The 16,787-nt window shown below is 65.5% G+C and carries 18 protein-coding genes, 1 tRNA gene and 1 pseudogene; 9 read left to right on the top strand and 11 right to left on the bottom strand.

The window, feature by feature from the left end:
* Positions 1-219: 219 nt before the first annotated feature.
* The 4 genes from ACNJYD_RS03735 to ACNJYD_RS03720 all read right to left on the bottom strand — a co-directional run bounded on the left by ACNJYD_RS03735 (position 220) and on the right by ACNJYD_RS03720 (position 4,511).
* A complete protein-coding gene (locus ACNJYD_RS03735) occupies positions 220-1,056 on the bottom strand; it encodes an ABC transporter permease (RefSeq protein ID WP_439365398.1) in 837 nt (278 codons plus the stop codon).
* Entirely contained in the window at positions 1,049-1,822 is a 774-nt protein-coding gene (locus ACNJYD_RS03730; protein WP_439365397.1) for an ABC transporter ATP-binding protein, read from the bottom strand. Before ACNJYD_RS03730 ends, ACNJYD_RS03735 begins: the two co-directional genes overlap by 8 nt.
* Before the next feature lie 286 nt (positions 1,823-2,108).
* On the bottom strand, positions 2,109-3,113 hold the full coding sequence (locus ACNJYD_RS03725; protein WP_439365396.1) for an ABC transporter substrate-binding protein: 1,005 nt from the start codon (positions 3,111-3,113) through the stop codon (positions 2,109-2,111).
* Between the two features lie 30 nt (positions 3,114-3,143).
* The gene (locus ACNJYD_RS03720) at positions 3,144-4,511 is read right to left on the bottom strand and encodes an FAD-dependent oxidoreductase (RefSeq protein WP_439365395.1); all 1,368 of its coding nucleotides are present in this window, start codon (positions 4,509-4,511) and stop codon (positions 3,144-3,146) included.
* Positions 4,512-4,623: 112 nt separating this feature from the next.
* On the opposite strand from ACNJYD_RS03720, the gene ACNJYD_RS03715 reads away from it, so the two are divergent.
* Positions 4,624-4,896 (top strand): hypothetical protein, encoded by a 273-nt coding sequence (locus ACNJYD_RS03715; RefSeq protein WP_439365394.1) that lies wholly within the window; start codon positions 4,624-4,626, stop codon positions 4,894-4,896.
* A gap of 3 nt (positions 4,897-4,899) precedes the next feature.
* Here ACNJYD_RS03715 and ACNJYD_RS03710 read toward each other — a convergent pair whose 3' ends face one another.
* Entirely contained in the window at positions 4,900-5,703 is an 804-nt protein-coding gene (locus ACNJYD_RS03710) for an enoyl-CoA hydratase-related protein (RefSeq protein ID WP_439365393.1), read from the bottom strand.
* Positions 5,704-5,854: 151 nt separating this feature from the next.
* Between ACNJYD_RS03710 and ACNJYD_RS03705 the strand changes: the two genes are divergently transcribed.
* The gene (locus ACNJYD_RS03705) at positions 5,855-6,829 is read left to right on the top strand and encodes a ketopantoate reductase family protein (RefSeq protein ID WP_439365392.1); all 975 of its coding nucleotides are present in this window, start codon (positions 5,855-5,857) and stop codon (positions 6,827-6,829) included.
* A gap of 3 nt (positions 6,830-6,832) precedes the next feature.
* Here the strand turns inward: ACNJYD_RS03705 and ACNJYD_RS03700 are convergent, their stop codons facing one another.
* The gene (locus ACNJYD_RS03700) at positions 6,833-7,510 is read right to left on the bottom strand and encodes an alpha/beta hydrolase family protein (RefSeq protein WP_439365391.1); all 678 of its coding nucleotides are present in this window, start codon (positions 7,508-7,510) and stop codon (positions 6,833-6,835) included.
* A 126-nt stretch (positions 7,511-7,636) separates the two neighbouring features.
* Here ACNJYD_RS03700 and ACNJYD_RS03695 point away from each other — a divergent pair.
* Positions 7,637-8,783 (top strand): annotated as a pseudogene (locus ACNJYD_RS03695) (acyl-CoA dehydrogenase family protein).
* Positions 8,784-8,799: 16 nt separating this feature from the next.
* Here ACNJYD_RS03695 and ACNJYD_RS03690 read toward each other — a convergent pair.
* The gene (locus tag ACNJYD_RS03690) at positions 8,800-9,780 is read right to left on the bottom strand and encodes a helix-turn-helix domain-containing protein (protein ID WP_439365390.1); all 981 of its coding nucleotides are present in this window, start codon (positions 9,778-9,780) and stop codon (positions 8,800-8,802) included.
* A 157-nt stretch (positions 9,781-9,937) separates the two neighbouring features.
* Between ACNJYD_RS03690 and ACNJYD_RS03685 the strand changes: the two genes are divergently transcribed.
* The gene (locus tag ACNJYD_RS03685) at positions 9,938-10,663 is read left to right on the top strand and encodes an alpha/beta fold hydrolase (protein ID WP_439365389.1); all 726 of its coding nucleotides are present in this window, start codon (positions 9,938-9,940) and stop codon (positions 10,661-10,663) included.
* 20 nt (positions 10,664-10,683) lie between these two features.
* Here ACNJYD_RS03685 and ACNJYD_RS03680 read toward each other — a convergent pair whose 3' ends face one another.
* On the bottom strand, positions 10,684-11,568 hold the full coding sequence (locus ACNJYD_RS03680; protein ID WP_439365388.1) for a LysR substrate-binding domain-containing protein: 885 nt from the start codon (positions 11,566-11,568) through the stop codon (positions 10,684-10,686).
* A 102-nt stretch (positions 11,569-11,670) separates the two neighbouring features.
* Between ACNJYD_RS03680 and ACNJYD_RS03675 the strand changes: the two genes are divergently transcribed.
* Genes ACNJYD_RS03675 through ACNJYD_RS03665 form a run of 3 tightly spaced genes read left to right on the top strand, consistent with a single transcriptional unit; the run spans position 11,671 to position 13,155 of the window.
* A complete protein-coding gene (locus tag ACNJYD_RS03675) occupies positions 11,671-12,099 on the top strand; it encodes a DoxX family protein (RefSeq protein ID WP_439365387.1) in 429 nt (142 codons plus the stop codon).
* 14 nt (positions 12,100-12,113) lie between these two features.
* On the top strand, positions 12,114-12,569 hold the full coding sequence (locus ACNJYD_RS03670; protein WP_172786596.1) for a DsrE family protein: 456 nt from the start codon (positions 12,114-12,116) through the stop codon (positions 12,567-12,569).
* The gene (locus ACNJYD_RS03665) at positions 12,562-13,155 is read left to right on the top strand and encodes a redoxin domain-containing protein (protein WP_439365386.1); all 594 of its coding nucleotides are present in this window, start codon (positions 12,562-12,564) and stop codon (positions 13,153-13,155) included. The genes ACNJYD_RS03670 and ACNJYD_RS03665 overlap by 8 nt, the downstream gene beginning before the upstream one ends.
* A 6-nt stretch (positions 13,156-13,161) precedes the next feature.
* Here the strand turns inward: ACNJYD_RS03665 and ACNJYD_RS03660 are convergent, their stop codons facing one another.
* The 3 genes from ACNJYD_RS03660 to ACNJYD_RS03650 form a co-directional block, all read right to left on the bottom strand.
* Positions 13,162-14,301 (bottom strand): amidohydrolase/deacetylase family metallohydrolase, encoded by a 1,140-nt coding sequence (locus tag ACNJYD_RS03660; RefSeq protein ID WP_172786594.1) that lies wholly within the window; start codon positions 14,299-14,301, stop codon positions 13,162-13,164.
* Positions 14,302-14,466: 165 nt separating this feature from the next.
* Positions 14,467-15,549, bottom strand: a complete 1,083-nt coding sequence (locus ACNJYD_RS03655; RefSeq protein ID WP_439365385.1) for a DUF2252 family protein — start codon at positions 15,547-15,549, stop codon at positions 14,467-14,469.
* A 207-nt stretch (positions 15,550-15,756) separates the two neighbouring features.
* A tRNA-Arg gene (locus ACNJYD_RS03650) sits at positions 15,757-15,833 on the bottom strand.
* Between the two features lie 142 nt (positions 15,834-15,975).
* Between ACNJYD_RS03650 and ACNJYD_RS03645 the strand changes: the two genes are divergently transcribed.
* Together ACNJYD_RS03645 and ACNJYD_RS03640 are read left to right on the top strand one after the other, a co-directional pair.
* On the top strand, positions 15,976-16,329 hold the full coding sequence (locus ACNJYD_RS03645) for a VOC family protein (RefSeq protein WP_439365384.1): 354 nt from the start codon (positions 15,976-15,978) through the stop codon (positions 16,327-16,329).
* A 106-nt stretch (positions 16,330-16,435) separates the two neighbouring features.
* On the top strand, positions 16,436-16,729 hold the full coding sequence (locus ACNJYD_RS03640) for a GYD domain-containing protein (RefSeq protein WP_172786591.1): 294 nt from the start codon (positions 16,436-16,438) through the stop codon (positions 16,727-16,729).
* The last annotated feature ends 58 nt before the right edge of the window (positions 16,730-16,787 follow it).

Genomic DNA, 16,787 nt, shown 5'->3' with positions numbered 1-16,787 from the left:
TCGTCATTGCGAGCGAAGCGAAGCAATCCAGAATCCCTCCGCGGGGACAGTCTGGATTGCTTCGTCGCAAAAGCTCCTCGCATGACGGTTGGCTACCTCCAGTGCAACAGTCTCGTAGGGTGGGCAAAGGCGCAACGCGCCGTGCCCACGTCTTCGCGACGCGTGAAGGAATCGTGGGCACGCTTCGCTTTGCCCACCCTACTGCAGCGGTGAATGCCGCTACCGCCAGTGCAACAGCCGCGTCTCCAGCCAGCCGATCACCTTGCCCACTGCGAGGCCGAACACCGACAGGATCACGACGCCCGCGAGCAGCTGATCGGTCTGCATCAGGTTGCCGGCCTGCAGCACGAAGGCGCCGATGCCGTATTGGGCGCCGATCATCTCGGCGCTGACGACCAGCAGCAACGCGACGGAGGCGGTGATGCGGAAGCCGGCGAGGATCGCCGGCAGCGCGCCCGGCCAGATCACCTTGCGCACGATGGTGGCGAAGGGGACGTTGAAGCTCTGCGCCATGCGGATCAGGTTGCGTGGCACGGCATCGACGCCGCTATAGACCGAGATCGCGGTCGAGAAGAACACCCCGAGCGCAATCGTCGCGATCTTCGGCTCCTCGCCGATGCCGAGCCAGAGAATGAGCAGCGGCAGCAGCGCGATCTTCGGGATCGGGAACAGCGCCGAGATGAAGGTGATGCCGACGCTGCGCGCGAGGCGCGACAGGCCGATGGCGAAGCCGACGGCGACGCCGGCCGCCGTTCCCACGAGCCAGCCGACGCCGATCCGCAGCAGCGAGGCCGAAACATGCTGCCAGAGTGCGCCGGAGACCGCGAGCTGATAGATCGCGCGGACAATCGCGGCGGGGGTCGGCAGAAACAGCGCATTGACGAGGCCGGCGCTGCCGGCGGCTTGCCAGATCGCGATGACGAGGCCGAGCGCGATCCAGCCGCCAAACCGGCTCGACGCAGGCACGAAGCCCGCACCACGAAAGCGGACGCGCCGCGTCGGTTCGTTCGTCGGTTCGTTCTTGGCCGTCGTGTCCGTTGCCGCGCGGTCAAGCATGCTGGACCTCGCGCTCGGCATCGATCGCCTCGTTGCGGATCAGCGACCAGATCTGATTCTGCAGCGCCAGCAGTTTTTCGCGCGCCGCCGCTTCGCCGCGCGCCGCGCGCGTCATCGGCACGGTGACGACCTCGCGGATGCGGCCGGGCCGCCGCGACAGCACCACGATGCGGTCGGCGAGCCGCGCCGCCTCTTCGAGATTGTGGGTGACGTAGACCGCGCCCATGCCGCCATCGGCGAGCAGGCGGATGAAATCCTCCATCAAGAGCTCGCGGGTCTGCGAATCCAGCGCCGAGAGCGGCTCGTCCATCAAGAGGATCGCGGGCCTCACCGCGAGCGCGCGCGAGATGCCGACGCGCTGGCGCATGCCGCCGGAGAGCTGCTTGGGATAGGTCTGGCGAAAATCGGTGAGGCCGGTGCGGCGCAGCGCATCCTCGACCAGGGCGCGGCGCTGCGCGGCCGAGAGCTGGGTGTGCAGCAGCGGGAATTCGACGTTCTCCTCGACCGTCGCCCAGGGCAGCAGCGCGAAATCCTGGAACACGAAGGTCAGCGGATTGAGACTATCCGCCGGCGGCGCGCCGCGCAGCTCCGGCGCGCCGGAGGTCGGCTGCAACAGCCCGCCGAGGATCGACAGCAGCGTGCTCTTGCCGCAGCCGGAGGGCCCCACGATCGCCACCACCTCGCCGGCACCGACGATGAAAGAGACGTCGTCGAGCACGGCGAGATCGCCGAAGCGATGGGTGATGTGGTTGGCGATCAGGTCCATGCGATGAGCCCGGGCTCTTCACCCTCCCCTGGAGGGGGAGGGTCGGTTTGCATGCAGCGAAGCGAAATGCAAACCGGGGTGGGGTGACGGTCTATCCGCGACAGCGCTGATGATGCCCGCTCTTGAACTCTCCTCGCGTGGGCGGAGCAAACGACGGACAGACCGCCGCTGTGGCTCACCCCACCCCGCTCGCTCCGGACGATGCTGCGCATCGCCGGTGCGATCGACCCTCCCCCTCCAGGGGAGGGTGGCAGATAGCCGGCGGCGAGAGACTGCATCATCAGCATCAATCCGCCTTCACATAGTCCTTCGCAATGATCGCTTCCGCATCAAAGCCCTTGTCGGCGAAGCCCTGCTCCTGCAGCCATTTGATCTGGTTGTCGACGTTCTTGACGTCGAGCTTGCCCTCGGGATCGATATAGGCGCAGTTGCCGACCACCTGCTCGACCGGCAGGTTGGTGTACTTGGCGATGATCTCCAGCAGCGGTTTTGTCTGCTCGTTGATCGGGGCGACACCGTCCTTCATCGCGGTGAGGATGACGTCGTGATATTCGCGGTCGGCTTTCGCGAGCACGCCGAGGAATTTCGTCACCAGCGCCTTGTTGGCCAGCGTCTTTGGCGAAGCGAATACCGCACCCAGCTGCCACGGCGTCTCGTCGCCGACCCAGCCCAAAAATTTCGCGCCACCCTCGTCCATCAGCTTTCGCGCGGTCGAGATCGGGAGCAAGGCGGCATCGACGGTCTCGCCCTTGAGCGCGGCGGCGGCATTCGACAGCGATTGCAGCGGCACGATCTTCACGTCCGCTAGCTTGAAGCCGTATTTGTCGGCGAGCAGGCCGAGCGAATAGTGGAAGCTCGATCCGACCTGCGTCATCGCCACGCGCTTGCCGGCGAGGTCCTTCGGTGTCTTCAGGCCGCTCGCATAGGCGTTGTTGCTGGCGAAATAGCCGATCAAGGGGTAGCCGGGCTTCTCGCGGCTCATGCCGCCGATCACCTTCAGCACTCCCTTGCCGGCGAGATTGTAGAGCCCGGCGGTGAAGGCGGTGACGCCGAAATCGACGTCGCCCGAGGTGGTGGCGACCGCAATCGGCTGCGCTGCGTCGAAGAACTTCAGCTCGACCTCCAAGCCGGCCTCCCGGAAATAGCCCTTGTCCACCGCGATGAAGACCGGCGCCGACGAAGACAGGCGGAGCACGCCGATCTTGGCTTTCAGCGCATCCTCGGCCCGCGCCGTGCCCATTGCCATGATCGCCATCAGGCCCGCTACCGCGAGCCGCGCAATCCCGATCATCCCGTTTCCTCCGCTTTGTCTTGCAGTGCGTTACAGGCCTTCGGGCACCGCCTGGTCCCCTCCGATGAAGGCGCCCTGTTGTTTCAACGTTTCCTGCAATTTTTCAATGGGGATTTCGCGTGGAATCCGGTTTCCGGACAGCGCCAGCGCGGCGGCGGAACCGGCGGCTTCACCCATCGCGAAACAGGCACCGGAGACCCGCGCGGCCGACTGGCCCTCGTGGGTCATCGAGGCACAGCGGCCGGCGACCAGGAGATTGTCGACGCCTTCAGGAACCAGCATCCGGTAAGGCAGCTCGTTATAGCCGCGCGATTCCGGGATCGGCGGGAAGGTGAAGACGACGTCGCCGGGCACATGGGCCTCGATCGGCCAGCCGTTGACGCCGATGGAATCCGCGAACGAGGCACAGCGAAGCACGTCCTCGCCGCTGAGCTGGTAGCCGCCTTTGATGCGGCGGGTCTCGCGGATGCCGAGCTGTGGCGGCAGGTCGACGATGTAGGAATTCTCAAAACCCGGCACCGCGCTGCGCAGGAATTCGTACGCGGCGAGCGCCTGCTTGCGGCCCTCGATCTCGCCGCGGGTGAGATCGTCGGGCTCGATTCCGTTGATGGCGTGACCATCCTCGCGCGCCACTTGGGTGAAATTCACCCGCCATTCGATGCCGGATTTCTGTGGCCGCACGATCGCGCTTTTCCGCGGAAATCTGTGCGTGCCGGCGGCGATCGCCTTCTCCATCAATTGCGGAATGGTGCGCCAGGCCTCGCCGGCCTTGGCGGGATCGATGCCGTTGAGACGCAGCATCATCGAGGGATAGAGCGGATGGCCATGCTCGTCGCCGATCTCGAACGGCGCGCCGGCCCACTCGGCGAGATCGCCGTCGCCGGAACAGTCGATGAAGATCTCCGCGCGCACCGCCTGGCGCCCGGCCTTGGTCTCCACCAGCATCGCGTCGATGCGGCGCTCATCAGCCATGACGACGCCGGCGCCGAGCGCGTGGAACAGGATACTCACCCCGTGGCTGGCGAGCAGCTCGTCGGCCGCGATCTTGTAGGCGGCGGTGTCGTAGGCCTGGGCATAGACCTTTCCGAGAATCAGATGCGGCGCGTTGAGGCCGTTCAAGCGATCGATCCGCGCCAGCAGCTCCGAGGCCATGCCCTGCACCAGCCGCCGGTGCTCGCCATGGACATTGCCGTGCAGGCCGCAGAAGTTGGTGACGCCGGCCGCGGTGCCCATGCCGCCGAGAAAGCCGTAGCGTTCGATCAGCAACGTCTTCCGCCCGGCGCGCGCCGCTGCGGCTGCCGCCACGATGCCGGCCGGACCGCCGCCGAGCACGACGACTTCATACTCGCCATAGAGCGGTACTTTGCGCGCTGGTTCATCGATCGTCATGGCCGGCATGGCGCGTTCCTTCCCGGAATCTGGTTCGAACTGGATCACGACTTAGCCGGCGGTCCTCATGCCCGCAAGATCGCGGTTGCTCGCCATCGGTGAACCTGAGACAAGTGCGGCCATGAATTCGATCATCGTCAGGTACTGCTTCGCCGCTCTTACTGCCCTCGCGCTCTCGGCCGCTCCCGCCGCAGCCGTGGAGCAAAACTGCCGCTTCATCCCGGCCAAGGCCGACCGCGAGGCCTGCTACAAGCAGCAGGAGGAAGAGCTGGCAGCGAAGCGCAAGCCGGCCGCGCCGGCGGCTGAGAGCACGACGCTCGAAACGCTGCGCCAATTGCGCCAGGACGACGACGCCGTCTACCGCAGCATCAACAATATCTGCCGCGGCTGCTGACGCCTAACCTTTGCCACCGCCCCAGTTCGCCGCCCGTTTCTCTGCGAACGACGCAAGCCCCTCCGCCGCCTCGGCGCTCTGGCGCTTGAGCGAGTGCAATTGCACGAGCCGCGTATACGCCGAATCGTCCACCGCCATGCCGCCGAACGAGCTCTCCAGCGCGAGCCGCTTGGTCTCGGCCATCGCCTCCGGTCCGTTGGCGAGCAGCTGCTCGACCACCTTGGCGCCTGCGGCCTCGAGATCGGCGAGCGGCACCACCTCGTGGACGAGGCCGATGCGGCGGGCATCTTCGGCGACGAAGCGTTCGCCGGTCAGCGCGTAGCGACGGACCTGGCGGACGCCGATGGCATCGCAGAGCTGCGGGATGATGATCGCGGCGGTCAGGCCCCAGCGCACCTCGGTGATCGAGAACAGGGCGTTGTCGGCGGCAATCACGACGTCGCAGGCCGCGATGACGCCGGTACCGCCCCCGAAGCAGCCGCCCTGCACCAGCGCGACGGTGGGAATCGGCAACGTGTTGAGCCGCTGCACGGCTTCGAACGTCGCCCGCGAGGCCGCCTCGTTCGCCTCGCTCGATTGCGGCCGCACGCTTTTGATCCATTTGAGATCGGCACCGGCCTGGAAGTGCTTGCCGTTGCCCCGGAGCACGACGACGCGCAGATTGGGCTTGCTGCCGAGGTCGTCCATGGCCGCGAGCACGCCTGAGATCAGCGCGCCGTCATAGGCATTGTTGACCTCCGGCCGGTTCAACGTGACGGTCGCAACCCCGCGTTCATCGAGGCTCCACAGGACGGGGCTGGCAGTCATCGGCGGTCCTCCGGTTGTTTGCCGCGCACTATGGCCGAGGGCGCGGGCCCTGATCCATATCTTTCCGGCGTAGGGCGGCCGCGTCCATCGCATGGCGGCTTGTGTCATGCTGGCTGCGGGCGACACCACGGGATGGATACGGGATATCAATATGCGCATCTGCATTTTCGGCGCAGGCGCCGTCGGCAGCCACATTGCGGTACGGCTGGCGCGCGCCGGCCATGAGGTCAGTTGCGTGATGCGGGGGGCGCATCTGGAGGCGGCCCGCGCCAATGGCCTCAAGCTGCGCGTCGGCGATTCCGAGGTCGGCGCCAAGGTGAACGCGTCAGGCGATCCGGCCCAGCTCGGCTCGCAGGACGTCGTGATCTCGACCTTGAAGGCGACCGCGCTTCAGGGGCTGGTTTCCAGCATCAAGCCGCTGCTCCAGGACGACACTGCGATCGTGTTTGCGCAGAACGGCATTCCCTGGTGGTACGGCATCGGCCTGCCGCCGCGGCACCCGGCGCCGCCGGACATTTCATTCCTCGATCCCGGCGGGCGCCTGCGCGCCTGCATCCCGAAGGAACGGATCGTCGGCGGCGTGGTCTTCTCATCCAACGAGGTGATCGCGCCCGGCGTGGTGCAGAACCTGACGCCGGACCGCAACCGTCTCCTGATCGGCGAGTGCGACGACCGCAATTGCGAGCGCATCACCAGGCTGCGCGGTGTCTTCAACGACGCGCGGCTGGAATCGCCGCCGGTCGCCGAGATCCGCGAGGCGATCTGGTCAAAGCTGCTGACCAACATGTCGCTGTCGGTGCTGTGCCTGCTCACCGGCCAGACCGCGCGCGGCGTGCGCGACGACCCCGCCTTCACGGAGGTGATTCCGCGCATGCTGAACGAGGCCAACGAGATCGCCCAATACTTCATTCCCGAGGTCAAGCGCGCCAGCCGCAGCGGCCCTGCCCCCAACCACAAACCATCGCTGCTGCAGGATTACGAGCTCGGCCGCGCCATGGAGATCGACGTGCTGGTGAAGGCGCCCCAGGCCTTCGCGCGCACCGCCGGCCTGTCGACGCCGACGCTCGACCTGATCGCCGCACTCGCCATCCAGAAGGCGCGCGACAGGGGGCTTTATTCCGCGTGAGCCTCAGGCGAGCGCGTCGATCCAGGCCGCGAGCGTGTCCAGCACCTCGGTGAGCGCCTCGTCATTGGTACGGCCGGATTTCTTCAGCACCGCGAAGGAATGGTCGCCGCCTGCGACCTCATGCAGCGTCGCCTTCGGGCCGAGCTTCTCGACGACAGGCTTGAGGTAGCTCAGATCGGCAAGCTCATCGCGCGTGCCTTGCAGGAACAGCATGGAGATCGCGATGGCGGCAAGGTGTTCGGCGCGCTCGGATGACGGCTTCTTGGCGGCATGGAGGGGAAAGCCGAGAAAAGCGAGCCCTTTGACATCGGGCAGCGGCGACTTCGACTGCGCCTGCGAGGTCATGCGGCCGCCGAAGGATTTCCCGCCGGCAACGAGCTTCAGCCCGGGACAGAGCCGCGCCGCCTCCGCGACCGCTGCGCGGATGGCGGCGTGCGCGACCGCCGGCTGGTCGGGACGTCCCTTCTTCTCTTCCATGTAGGGGAAATTGAAGCGGAACGTCGCGATGCCGCGTTCGGCAAGGCCGGCTGCAACCTTCTCCATGAAGGAATGCCGCATGTCTGCGCCGGCGCCGTGCGCCAGGACGTAGCAGGCGCGTGCATGGGTCGGCTGCGTCAGGATCGCCGAGACCGTGCCGATGCGCTCGATGTCGAGCTTGAGCTCCTGGGTTTTGATCGCCACAATCAGACATCCCGATAGACGCTGTTACCGGCGCCTTGGTAGCGTCACCGGCGCAGCCTGAAAACACAATAATTGCCGCGGTTCGCTGGCTTACCAAGCCGGAACGCCGCATCAACCGAGGTAATCATGCCCTACCGCTCCTCCTGGATGACCGAAGAGCTCGACGTCTTCCGCGACCAGTTCCGCAAATATCTCGCCAAGGACCTGGCCCCGCATGCAGAGAAATGGCGCGAGCAGAAGATGGTGGATCGTTTCGCCTGGCGCGGGCTCGGCGAGATGGGCGCGCTGCTCGCGAGCGTGCCGGAGGAATATGGCGGCCTCGGCGCGACGTTCGCCTATGACGCCGCCGTGCTCGACGATCTCGAGAGCACGGTGCCGAAGCTGACCACCGGCGTCTCCGTGCACAGCGCCATCGTCGCGCATTACATCCTCAATTACGGCTCGGAGGAGCAGAAGAAACGCTGGCTGCCGAAGATGGCGTCCGGCGAGATGGTCGGCGCCATCGCCATGACCGAGCCCGGCACCGGCTCGGATCTGCAAGCCGTCAAGACCACGGCCAAGAAACAGGGCAATTCCTACGTCATCAACGGGCAGAAGACCTTCATCACCAACGGCCAGGCCGCCGACCTCGTCATCGTGGTCGCGCGCACCGGCGAGCAAGGTGCCAAGGGCATCTCGCTGATCGTGGTCGAGACTGCGGGCGCGGACGGCTACAAGCGCGGGCGCAACCTCGACAAAGATCGGCCTGCACGCCTCCGACACCTCGGAGCTGTTCTTCGACAACGTGACGGTGCCGCCGGAAAACCTGCTCGGCAAGGAGGAGGGCCAGGGTTTCGTCCAGCTGATGCAGCAATTGCCGCAGGAGCGGCTTGCGCTCGCGGTCGGCGCCGTGGCCTCGATGGAGCGCGCGGTCAAGCTCACCACCGACTACACCAAGGAGCGGAAGGCGTTCGGCAAGCCGCTGATGGATTTCCAGAACACCGCCTTCACGCTGGCCGAGCGCAAGACCGAGGCGATGATCGCGCGCGTCTTCGTCGATTGGTGCATCGAGCGCCTGGTCGCAAAAGACCTCGACACCGTGACGGCCTCGATGGCGAAATATTGGTGCTCGGAGAAGCAGGTCGAGACCGCCGACGAATGCCTGCAGCTGTTCGGCGGCTACGGCTACATGCAGGAATACCCGATCTCGCGCATCTTCATCGATTCCCGCATCCAGAAGATCTATGGCGGCACCAACGAGATCATGAAGCTGCTGATCGCCAGATCCTTATAGGTCAGGTCGATGTAGATCACCGCGCGCGCCAGTCGCGCGGCCGGCAGCCGAAGCGCTGCTTGAAGCGGCGGGTGAAGTGGGAGAGGTCCGAGAAGCCCCAGTCGAACGCGATGGCGCCGATCGCCTGGTCCGCCTTCGCAGCATCGCTGAGGTCACGTGCCGCGCCGTCCAACCTACGATCCATGACGTAGTCCGAGAATGTGGTGCCTGCGCGCTCGAACAATTTGTGCACGTAGCGCTCGCTGATGCCGATGGCACGCGCGACGTCCGCAACCGCAAGGCGCTGCTCGGAGAGCCGCTCGTGCACGGCGCGGCGGAGCGCGAGCACGGTCGCGTCGGCAAAGCTGGCGGCCTCGGCCGTCTGCGCACGCGCGCGGCGCGACAGGCTCAGCGCGACAAGATCGAGCAGCACGCCGAACAGCCTGACGGCTTCGCCTTCCGTCATCCGCAGCGCGCCGGCATTCAGCGATCGCGCGGTCTCGACGATGAGATGACCGACGAAGGGATCGTCGGACACACGCTCCACCCTGAAGTCGAAGGATGGCGGCAGCCGATCACGCAGCTCGCGCGAAGGCACCCAGAAGGATGCAACCTGCAGCGTCGGCCCGCGATCATGCAACAAGGTCACTTCCCGGTCGCTGTCGCAGATGCCGACCTGACCGCGCGACAGGCTGACGTCGCAGCCGCCCTGGACCACGCGGCAGCGGCCGGCTAGCTTGAAGTTCAGATAGAAGCAGCTTTCGGTCGACGCAGCGATATCGGCGCGCGAGCGATGCACGGTGTGCTCGGGAAAGACCACGCGGTTGATGGCACCGCTGCCGATCTTGATCGCCTCGACCTTGGCCGGGAAGCGTGAGGTGGTTGCCGATTCCGGCGTCAGGTTCATGAATGCCTGGCAGATCGCTTCGCGATAGTAGGAGAATTGCTCCTCCGGCCGCGTCTCGCCGGTGTCCCAGACCAAACGGCGGGGCCGGCTTTCGGAATTGAGCTGCTCCATCAGTTCGCTCCAGGACCAATCCGGTTCACCGTCGGACAAGCGCGCAACGCGCCAGCGGTTCAGTATGGCGGCAACAACGTCGACCGGCGTTCAGCCGGCAAATCCAGGCAAGGTCATCGCCGCACCGATCTAAGCAGTCTTCCGAGGGAGCCACAACATGTCGACCTTCGTTCTTGTCCATGGCGCCTGGCATACCGGTGCCGAGCTCGAGCCGGTCGCCGCGCCGATCCGCGCAGCCGGCCATCAGGTCCATACCCCCACCATCAAGGGCAACCGTCCGGGCGATGCCAAGACGACCGGGCTGAAGGAAGCGATCCAGTCGATCGCCGACTACCTTGCGGAGAATAATCTGCAGGACGTCATCCTGCTCGGCCATTCCTATGGCGGCATGGTCATCACGGGGGTCGCCGACCTCGCGCCGGAGCGCATCCGCCGCCTGGTCTATTGGAACGCTTTCGTGCCCAACAATGGCGAGTGCCTCAACGACATGGTGCCGCCGCGCTATGTTGGTCTGTTCGACGCCATTGCGGCCGAGCGCGGCGACGGCTCGGTGGTGTTGCCCTTCCCGATCTGGCGCGAGGCGTTCATCAACGATGCCGATCTGGAGACGGCGCAGCGCGCCTATGACGTGCTCAATCCGCATCCGCTCGCGACCTTCACCGACAAGATTGCGCTCAAGAGCAATCCGGCCGAGATGCCGCTGGCCAAATCCTACATCAACTGCACCGAGGATACCGCGCTGCCGCACAGCCATGGCTGGCATCCGCGCCTGTCGGAGAAGCTCGGCCTGTTCCGCCTGGTGCAGGTTGCGGGAAGCCACGAGCTGTGCTTCTCCGATCCGGCGCGGCTCGCCAAGGCAATCATCGAGGCGGGGCGCGACTGACGAGTGGTCGCACTATCCGGTCACCTCATCCGCTTGTCGGCGGCGACGAAGTCGATGAAGGTCCTCACCTTCGCGGACAGATATTTGCGGCTGGGATAGACCGCGAGCAGGCGACCCTCGAAGATGACTTCGTCGGGCAGGACGTGGACGAGACGTCCGCTGGCGATGTCCTCGGTGACCAGCCATTTCGGCAGGAAGGCGAAGCCCATGCTTTCCAGCGCCGCCATGTGCAGCAGCGTTTCGTTGCCGCTGCGCAGCACCGGGTTGAGCTTGACGGTCTCGGGGCCGTGCTCGCCCTGGAAGGAGAAGCTCTCGCCGGGATAAAGCGCATAGTGCAGCAACGCCTGGCCGGAGAGATCGGCGAAGGTCCTTGGGCGGCCCGCGCGTTTGAGGAAGGCGGGAGCGGCAACCAGGTAGAACGGAACGCCGGTGATGGGCCGCGCGATCAGCGCCTCGTCGGGCGCGGCTGTCGCCCGAAGTGCGAGATCGAATCCCTCCTCGACGAGGTTAACCATCCGGCCGCTGAGATCGACGTCGAGGCGCACGTCCGGATAACGGGCCAGATAGTCCGCCAGCACGCCCGCGAAGATCTTGTTAGCCATCCACACCGGCGCGGTCAGCCGCAGCGTGCCGCGCGGCACGACCGTCGCCTTGCTGACGGCGGCTTCGACCTCGTCGAGCGCGTCCAGCATCTGCCTCGCCTGCTCGAAATAGAGCGCGCCGCTCTCGCTCAGGCTGACGCGCCGGCTGGTCCGGTTGAGCAGTCGCGTGCCGAGCCGCTTCTCGAGCTGCATCACGTGCTTGCTTGCCATGGCAGGCGAGATGCGCAGGCGCTGCGCCGCGGTCACAAAGCTCTTCAGCTCCGCGACCAGGCAAAACACCTTCATGCTGACCAGAGTATCCATGAGATCATCAACATCCAGGAAATGAATAATTCCTTTAGCGCAGAATGATCAAATGCGGCGAAACTATCAGATGGTGGCAACCTTCACATTCCGGAGAACCCCATGTCCGCCACCACCATCGAAACCGCCGCTCCCGGCCGGTCCCTTCGCATCGGCCTCTGGGCCGCGCAGGTCGCCCTCTCCGCCGTGTTCGTCTCGGCAGGCTTCGTGAAGCTGACCACGCCCATTCCCCAGCTGGCCGCGATGATGCCGTGGGCCGGTCAGTATTCCGAAACGTTCGTCCGGACGATTGCGCTGGTCGATCTCGCCGGCGGGATCGGCATCCTGCTGCCGGCGCTGACGCGGATCCTGCCGCGGCTGACGGTGCTCGCCGCGCTCGGCTGCGCGGTGCTGCAGGTCATTGCGCTTGTCTTCCACCTCTCGCGCGGCGAAGCCGAGGTAGCGCCGCTCAACACCGTCCTGCTTGCGCTCAGCCTGTTCGTGCTGTGGGGACGAGGCAGCAAGGCGCCGATCGCGCCGCGCCAGTTCTGAGCGGCAGGAACGCCATGATCTCTGCATGGTCCCGCAGAAGCCTGCTCGCTGGCACCGCGGTCCTCACAACCGGCGGCACCGCCGCGGCCAAGGAGGATCGTCTCGCTGAGGGCGTCGTGATCCTGATCGACAGCAACGAGCCCTACGTCATGGGTCACGCGATCAGCTATTCGGCCAATCTCTCCAAGCATTTTGCCGAGAGGGGCGCGCGATTGCTGATCGAGGTCGTGGCCAACGGCAAAGGCATCGACGTCTTCCGGGCGGACAAGACGCCGCTGGTCGAGCCGCTCGCGACGCTGCGCCAGTCGCTGCCCAATCTCACCTTCAGCATGTGCGCCTCGTCCAAGACCATCGCGGAAGCCAAGGAGCAGATCTCCATCCCGCTGATCCCGGGCGCAAGCCTCGTCCCGTTCGGGATCGGGCGCGTCGTCGATCTGCAACTGAAGGGCTGGGCCTATATCCATGCGTGAGGCGGCGCGAGAAGGCATGACGCTGTCGCGTCGATCGATCCTGATGGCCGCGGCAGCCTCTCTCGCCATCCCGCCCGCCGGCCGCGCGCAAGACAGCTGGCCGCCAATGTTCGAGGCCGGACGCAGCCAGTTCACACTGGTTCGGCCGCGCGCCCCGATGCCACAGCTCAGGCTTCAGGACCTGCACGGCCGGGATGCCATCGTGACGGCGAAGCCCGGCCGCATCACGTTGGTGAATTTCTGGGCGACCTGGTGCGCGGCCTGCAAGCTCGATCTGCCGATGCTCGCAAGCCTTGCAGCCTCGCGGCCCGAGCCGCTCGACGTGGTCGCGATCTGCACGGACACCAAAGACCTGCGCAAGATCCGCGCATTTCTCGGCGGCCTCGCCGTGCAGAACCTCGCGTGTTACGCCGATGCCTACGGCGCGGCAGCCGAAGCTTCCAGGGCGATGTTCCCGCTCGTCGGCATGCCCGTCACCTATCTGGTCGGAGCGAGCAGCCGCGTCGAAGGCTACATCACCGGCGCACCCGACTGGCTCTCGCCGGCGGGCGCGCGGCTGCTGCAATTCTATCGCGAGCGGGGCTAGCGATCGTCAATTCGGATGCCACCAGCGCCCGCCGATGACGACACCCTCTGAGACGATCTTGCGATCACCGATCAGGTGCTCGCCGACGACGTCTTCGTAGTCGAACTGGCCTTGCTTCACCGAAATCAGCGTGGCGTCGCCGACGCTGCCGGGCTTGAGGCTGCCGAGCTCGGGACGCCGCAGCGCCATCGCCGCATTCACCGTCGATGCCGCGATCACATCCGGCAGCTCCATGCCCATGCACAGGAACTTCGACATGGTCGTGACCTGGTCATAGGCCGGGCCGTCGATGCAGAGCTGATGGATGTCGGAGGAGATGGTGTCGGGATAGAAACCATTGGCGAGCATGGCACGCGCGGTCTTGAACGCGAACGAGCCCTTGCCGTGGCCGATATCGAACAGCACGCCGCGCTCGCGCGCCTCCAGCACCGCCTTCTTCACGGTGCCTTGCGCCGTCGCCGGGGTGTTGGGGAAAGGGCGGAACGCATGGGTCAGCACGTCGCCGGGACGCAGTCGCGCCAACACGTCTTCATAGCTCGGCGGCGGATGGTCGATATGCGCCATCAGCGGCATGCCGACCTCGTTCGCGACCTCGAGCGCGATGTCGAGCGGCACCGCACCCGAGGTGCCCGAGGAATGCAGGCCCACGCGCACCTTGATGCCGACGATGAGATCGCGGTTGGCATCGGCCACCTCGGCCGCCTCGACCGGATTCATCAATCGCAGCTCCTCGCTCTCGCCGACCATGATCCGGTGCGAGAAGCCGAAGATGCCGGCATGCGAGACGTGCAAATAAGCGAGGATGCGGACCTGGCTCGGCTCGATCACATGCTTGCGGAAGCCGGCGAAATTGCCGGGTCCGGCGCTGCCGGTATCGACCGCCGTGGTGACGCCGGAGAGGCGGCAGAACTCCTCGGCATCGATGCCGAGCGAGGTGCCGCCCCAATAGACATGGGTGTGCAGATCGATCAGCCCCGGCGACACAATGAATTGCGAGACGTCGCGCACCTCGGTGCCCGGATCCGCCTTGAGGGCGCTGCCGATCGCGGCGACCTTGCCGCCGGCAAAGGCGACATCGGTCACGGCGTCGAGCTTCTGGGACGGGTCGATCACCCGCCCCCCGCGCAGGATCAGGTCGAAAGGCATCAATGGTCTCCGGGATGTGGCTGGGTATGGCAGGATTACAGGCAGGAGACCCGGGCAGGTCCCTGCAATTGTCCCTGTTAGCAATTTTCGCGCCCGCTGAGCAAATCGGAGCGCATGCCGGTTACGCTCCCAGCGCTTGCAAACCGCCTGCCGGCGCCTCGCACGTCAATCCTGGGTATCAGGTGTCCACGGCAGCCGGACCTTCTGCCATTCCTCGAAGTCCTCCTGGACGTCCGCGGCGGCGACTTTTGCGGCGCTGTGAAGCCAGTCGTCCTTGCGTCCATCGAGATCGTGCTCGATCTTGGGTCTGGCGCCGCCCGTTCCCGCATGAATCGCGCCGAGATCGAATCCCTTGGCCCAGAGCAGATCGAGTCTCAGCCGCGGATGACTGCGATTGCTGAGCTCGAGCTTGCGCTGATCGGGAGCAATGCGACGAATGATGTAGCCGCCTTTCAACTTGAGATGCGGATCGGGCGCCCGAAACTCTCCTCGGGCGACGTCCAGAAAGCGCGGCTTGCCGTTCATGCCGTGCGCCCAATCCCAGGCGGAGGGTACCAGCGCCTTGGCTTCCCTCACGATCTTGCCGCCATCCCAGGTGGCGATCGCAACGTAGCGCGGCCGGCCAAGGCCGCCGCCGCCTTTCCTGCGCGAAGCGAACCGCTCCAGCTCGGCATGGTCGGGCAGGTTCTTTCTGAGCGCCGAAGCAACCTGCGAAGGCGGCTCCGCATCCGGATAGTCCTCCAGCTCGTGCCAGAAGTCGCGCCGTTCCTCGTCGGAGCAGGCCACGAAGGGCCGCATCCAGCTCTCCTCCTCGTCCAGCAGCGACGGGCGCGGGTTCGCGAGCCCCTCGCGATAGCCATCGAGAATGGCCGCCGCCGCATTGCGATTAGAGGTCCGCGCCTTCGGTGCGAGCCGCGCGCTGGTCGCAAGGCGGACGAGATCGAACGGATAGGGAATGACCGCGGCTTCGTCGAAATCGTTGATGCCCCAGACCAGACGGCCTTCGGCATCGCGCCAGGTCCCATAATTTTCGATGTGGGTGTCGCCGACCGACAGCACGGCGGGCGCATCCTTCAGCTTGGGACAGAGCTTCTCGATGCGACGCGCCCAGCGAAAGAACGTCGCGCGCAGGAACGTGAACGCATCCTTCTGCATCCGCTCGTGCTTGTGGGCGAGGTCCGCGTCAACGACGTCGCATTGCTTGCGCAGCCAGTGCTCGAAAGCCGCATTGTCGCGTTGAAAAGTCATCCGCTGCAAACCACGAATATCGGGCGGGCCGGCGCTGATCCGCGGCGCGCCATCAAATCAATCTTCGGCTGCATCGACAATAGACTGATGCTCTGACGCGAAATGCTACAATCAAATGGGCAGCGGCGCAATTGTCGGCATCTGGACTGACATCGACCGTCGCGCAGCCCTCGGCAGGGCGACAGACGAAGCAGCCGGACAAGGAAATGGCGATCCCGGGAAGACTCGAACTTCCGACCTACGGTTTAGGAAACCGTCGCTCTATCCGGCTGAGCTACGGGACCGCGGAACCCGTGGCTACGGGTTCAATCCGGTCATAGCAGAGCAGGATACGGTTCGCCAGCCGCAAGACGGGCGAGATCCATCGTCAAGCTGAACACGGCGGCAGTACAATCGCGCCCGGACCCCTTCGACGGAGCAGCTCACATGATCGAAAGCATCAGCGCCATCACGCTCGGCACGCATGACATGGGGCGCGCCGTGCACTTCTACCGTTCGCTGGGGTTCGAGCTCCTGTATGGCGGCGAAGCCGCTGCGTTCACGAGCTTTCGCGCCGGCAGCGGCTATCTCAACCTGACTGCGCAGCCGGACGACAAGCGCTGGTCCTGGTGGGGCCGCGTCATCTTCTATGTCGCCGATGTCGACGCCACCTATGAGCAGGCGCTCGCGGCAGGATGGCAGCCGTCGACCACGCCGCGCGATGCCGAATGGGGCGAGCGCTACTTCCATCTCACCGACCCCGACGGCCATGAGCTCAGTTTCGCACGGCCGTTGTCCTGACCGAATAAGTCGCATCTGCTGACGTTCCAACGCGCAACTAGCGCTGTCTCAGCCACCGTGGCAAGCTCGGCGCGGTTTCCTCAAGTTCTAACCAGGGAGGACGACCATGGTAGCTTATGTCGTGCTGGGAAACTTCACTGATCAGGGAGTCCGAAACGTCAAGGACTCGCCGAAGCGGGCCGAAGCCTTCAAGGAGATGGCCAAAACGTTCGGCGTGACTGTGAAAGAGATCGTCTGGACGCAGGGACGATATGACGTTGTGACCGTTCTCGAGGCTCCGGATGAGGCTGCCGCGATGTCACTCAGCCTTAGTCTCAGCGCACTCGGCAATGTCCGCACCGAAACGCTGCGCGCGTTTTCGGCGGCAGATATGACGAAGATCGTCGGCAAGATGCTCTGACGCGCAAGCCCGCGCGAGCGCACTGGACCCGGGATGGCAATCCCGGGCATGGGCGGAT

This window comes from Bradyrhizobium sp. SPXBL-02 (genome assembly GCF_051853065.1).
GTDB lineage: Bacteria > Pseudomonadota > Alphaproteobacteria > Rhizobiales > Xanthobacteraceae > Bradyrhizobium.
This window is presented reverse-complemented; position numbering and strand designations above follow the sequence as displayed.

Excerpts from the sequence above, each read along its gene's own strand:
- ACNJYD_RS03640 (WP_172786591.1), top strand. The coding sequence starts at position 16,436 with ATGGTAGCTTATGTCGTGCTGGGAAACTTCACTGATCAGGGAGTCCGA.
- ACNJYD_RS03655 (WP_439365385.1), bottom strand. The coding sequence starts at position 15,549 with ATGACTTTTCAACGCGACAATGCGGCTTTCGAGCACTGGCTGCGCAAG.
- ACNJYD_RS03720 (WP_439365395.1), bottom strand. The coding sequence starts at position 4,511 with ATGCCGGCCATGACGATCGATGAACCAGCGCGCAAAGTACCGCTCTAT.
- ACNJYD_RS03730 (WP_439365397.1), bottom strand. The coding sequence starts at position 1,822 with ATGGACCTGATCGCCAACCACATCACCCATCGCTTCGGCGATCTCGCC.
- ACNJYD_RS03660 (WP_172786594.1), bottom strand. The coding sequence starts at position 14,301 with ATGCCTTTCGACCTGATCCTGCGCGGGGGGCGGGTGATCGACCCGTCC.
- ACNJYD_RS03670 (WP_172786596.1), top strand. The coding sequence starts at position 12,114 with ATGATCTCTGCATGGTCCCGCAGAAGCCTGCTCGCTGGCACCGCGGTC.
- ACNJYD_RS03715 (WP_439365394.1), top strand. The coding sequence starts at position 4,624 with ATGAATTCGATCATCGTCAGGTACTGCTTCGCCGCTCTTACTGCCCTC.
- ACNJYD_RS03705 (WP_439365392.1), top strand. The coding sequence starts at position 5,855 with ATGCGCATCTGCATTTTCGGCGCAGGCGCCGTCGGCAGCCACATTGCG.
- ACNJYD_RS03725 (WP_439365396.1), bottom strand. The coding sequence starts at position 3,113 with ATGATCGGGATTGCGCGGCTCGCGGTAGCGGGCCTGATGGCGATCATG.
- ACNJYD_RS03685 (WP_439365389.1), top strand. The coding sequence starts at position 9,938 with ATGTCGACCTTCGTTCTTGTCCATGGCGCCTGGCATACCGGTGCCGAG.
- ACNJYD_RS03675 (WP_439365387.1), top strand. The coding sequence starts at position 11,671 with ATGTCCGCCACCACCATCGAAACCGCCGCTCCCGGCCGGTCCCTTCGC.
- ACNJYD_RS03680 (WP_439365388.1), bottom strand. The coding sequence starts at position 11,568 with ATGGATACTCTGGTCAGCATGAAGGTGTTTTGCCTGGTCGCGGAGCTG.
- ACNJYD_RS03645 (WP_439365384.1), top strand. The coding sequence starts at position 15,976 with ATGATCGAAAGCATCAGCGCCATCACGCTCGGCACGCATGACATGGGG.
- ACNJYD_RS03735 (WP_439365398.1), bottom strand. The coding sequence starts at position 1,056 with ATGCTTGACCGCGCGGCAACGGACACGACGGCCAAGAACGAACCGACG.
- ACNJYD_RS03710 (WP_439365393.1), bottom strand. The coding sequence starts at position 5,703 with ATGACTGCCAGCCCCGTCCTGTGGAGCCTCGATGAACGCGGGGTTGCG.
- ACNJYD_RS03665 (WP_439365386.1), top strand. The coding sequence starts at position 12,562 with ATGCGTGAGGCGGCGCGAGAAGGCATGACGCTGTCGCGTCGATCGATC.
- ACNJYD_RS03690 (WP_439365390.1), bottom strand. The coding sequence starts at position 9,780 with ATGGAGCAGCTCAATTCCGAAAGCCGGCCCCGCCGTTTGGTCTGGGAC.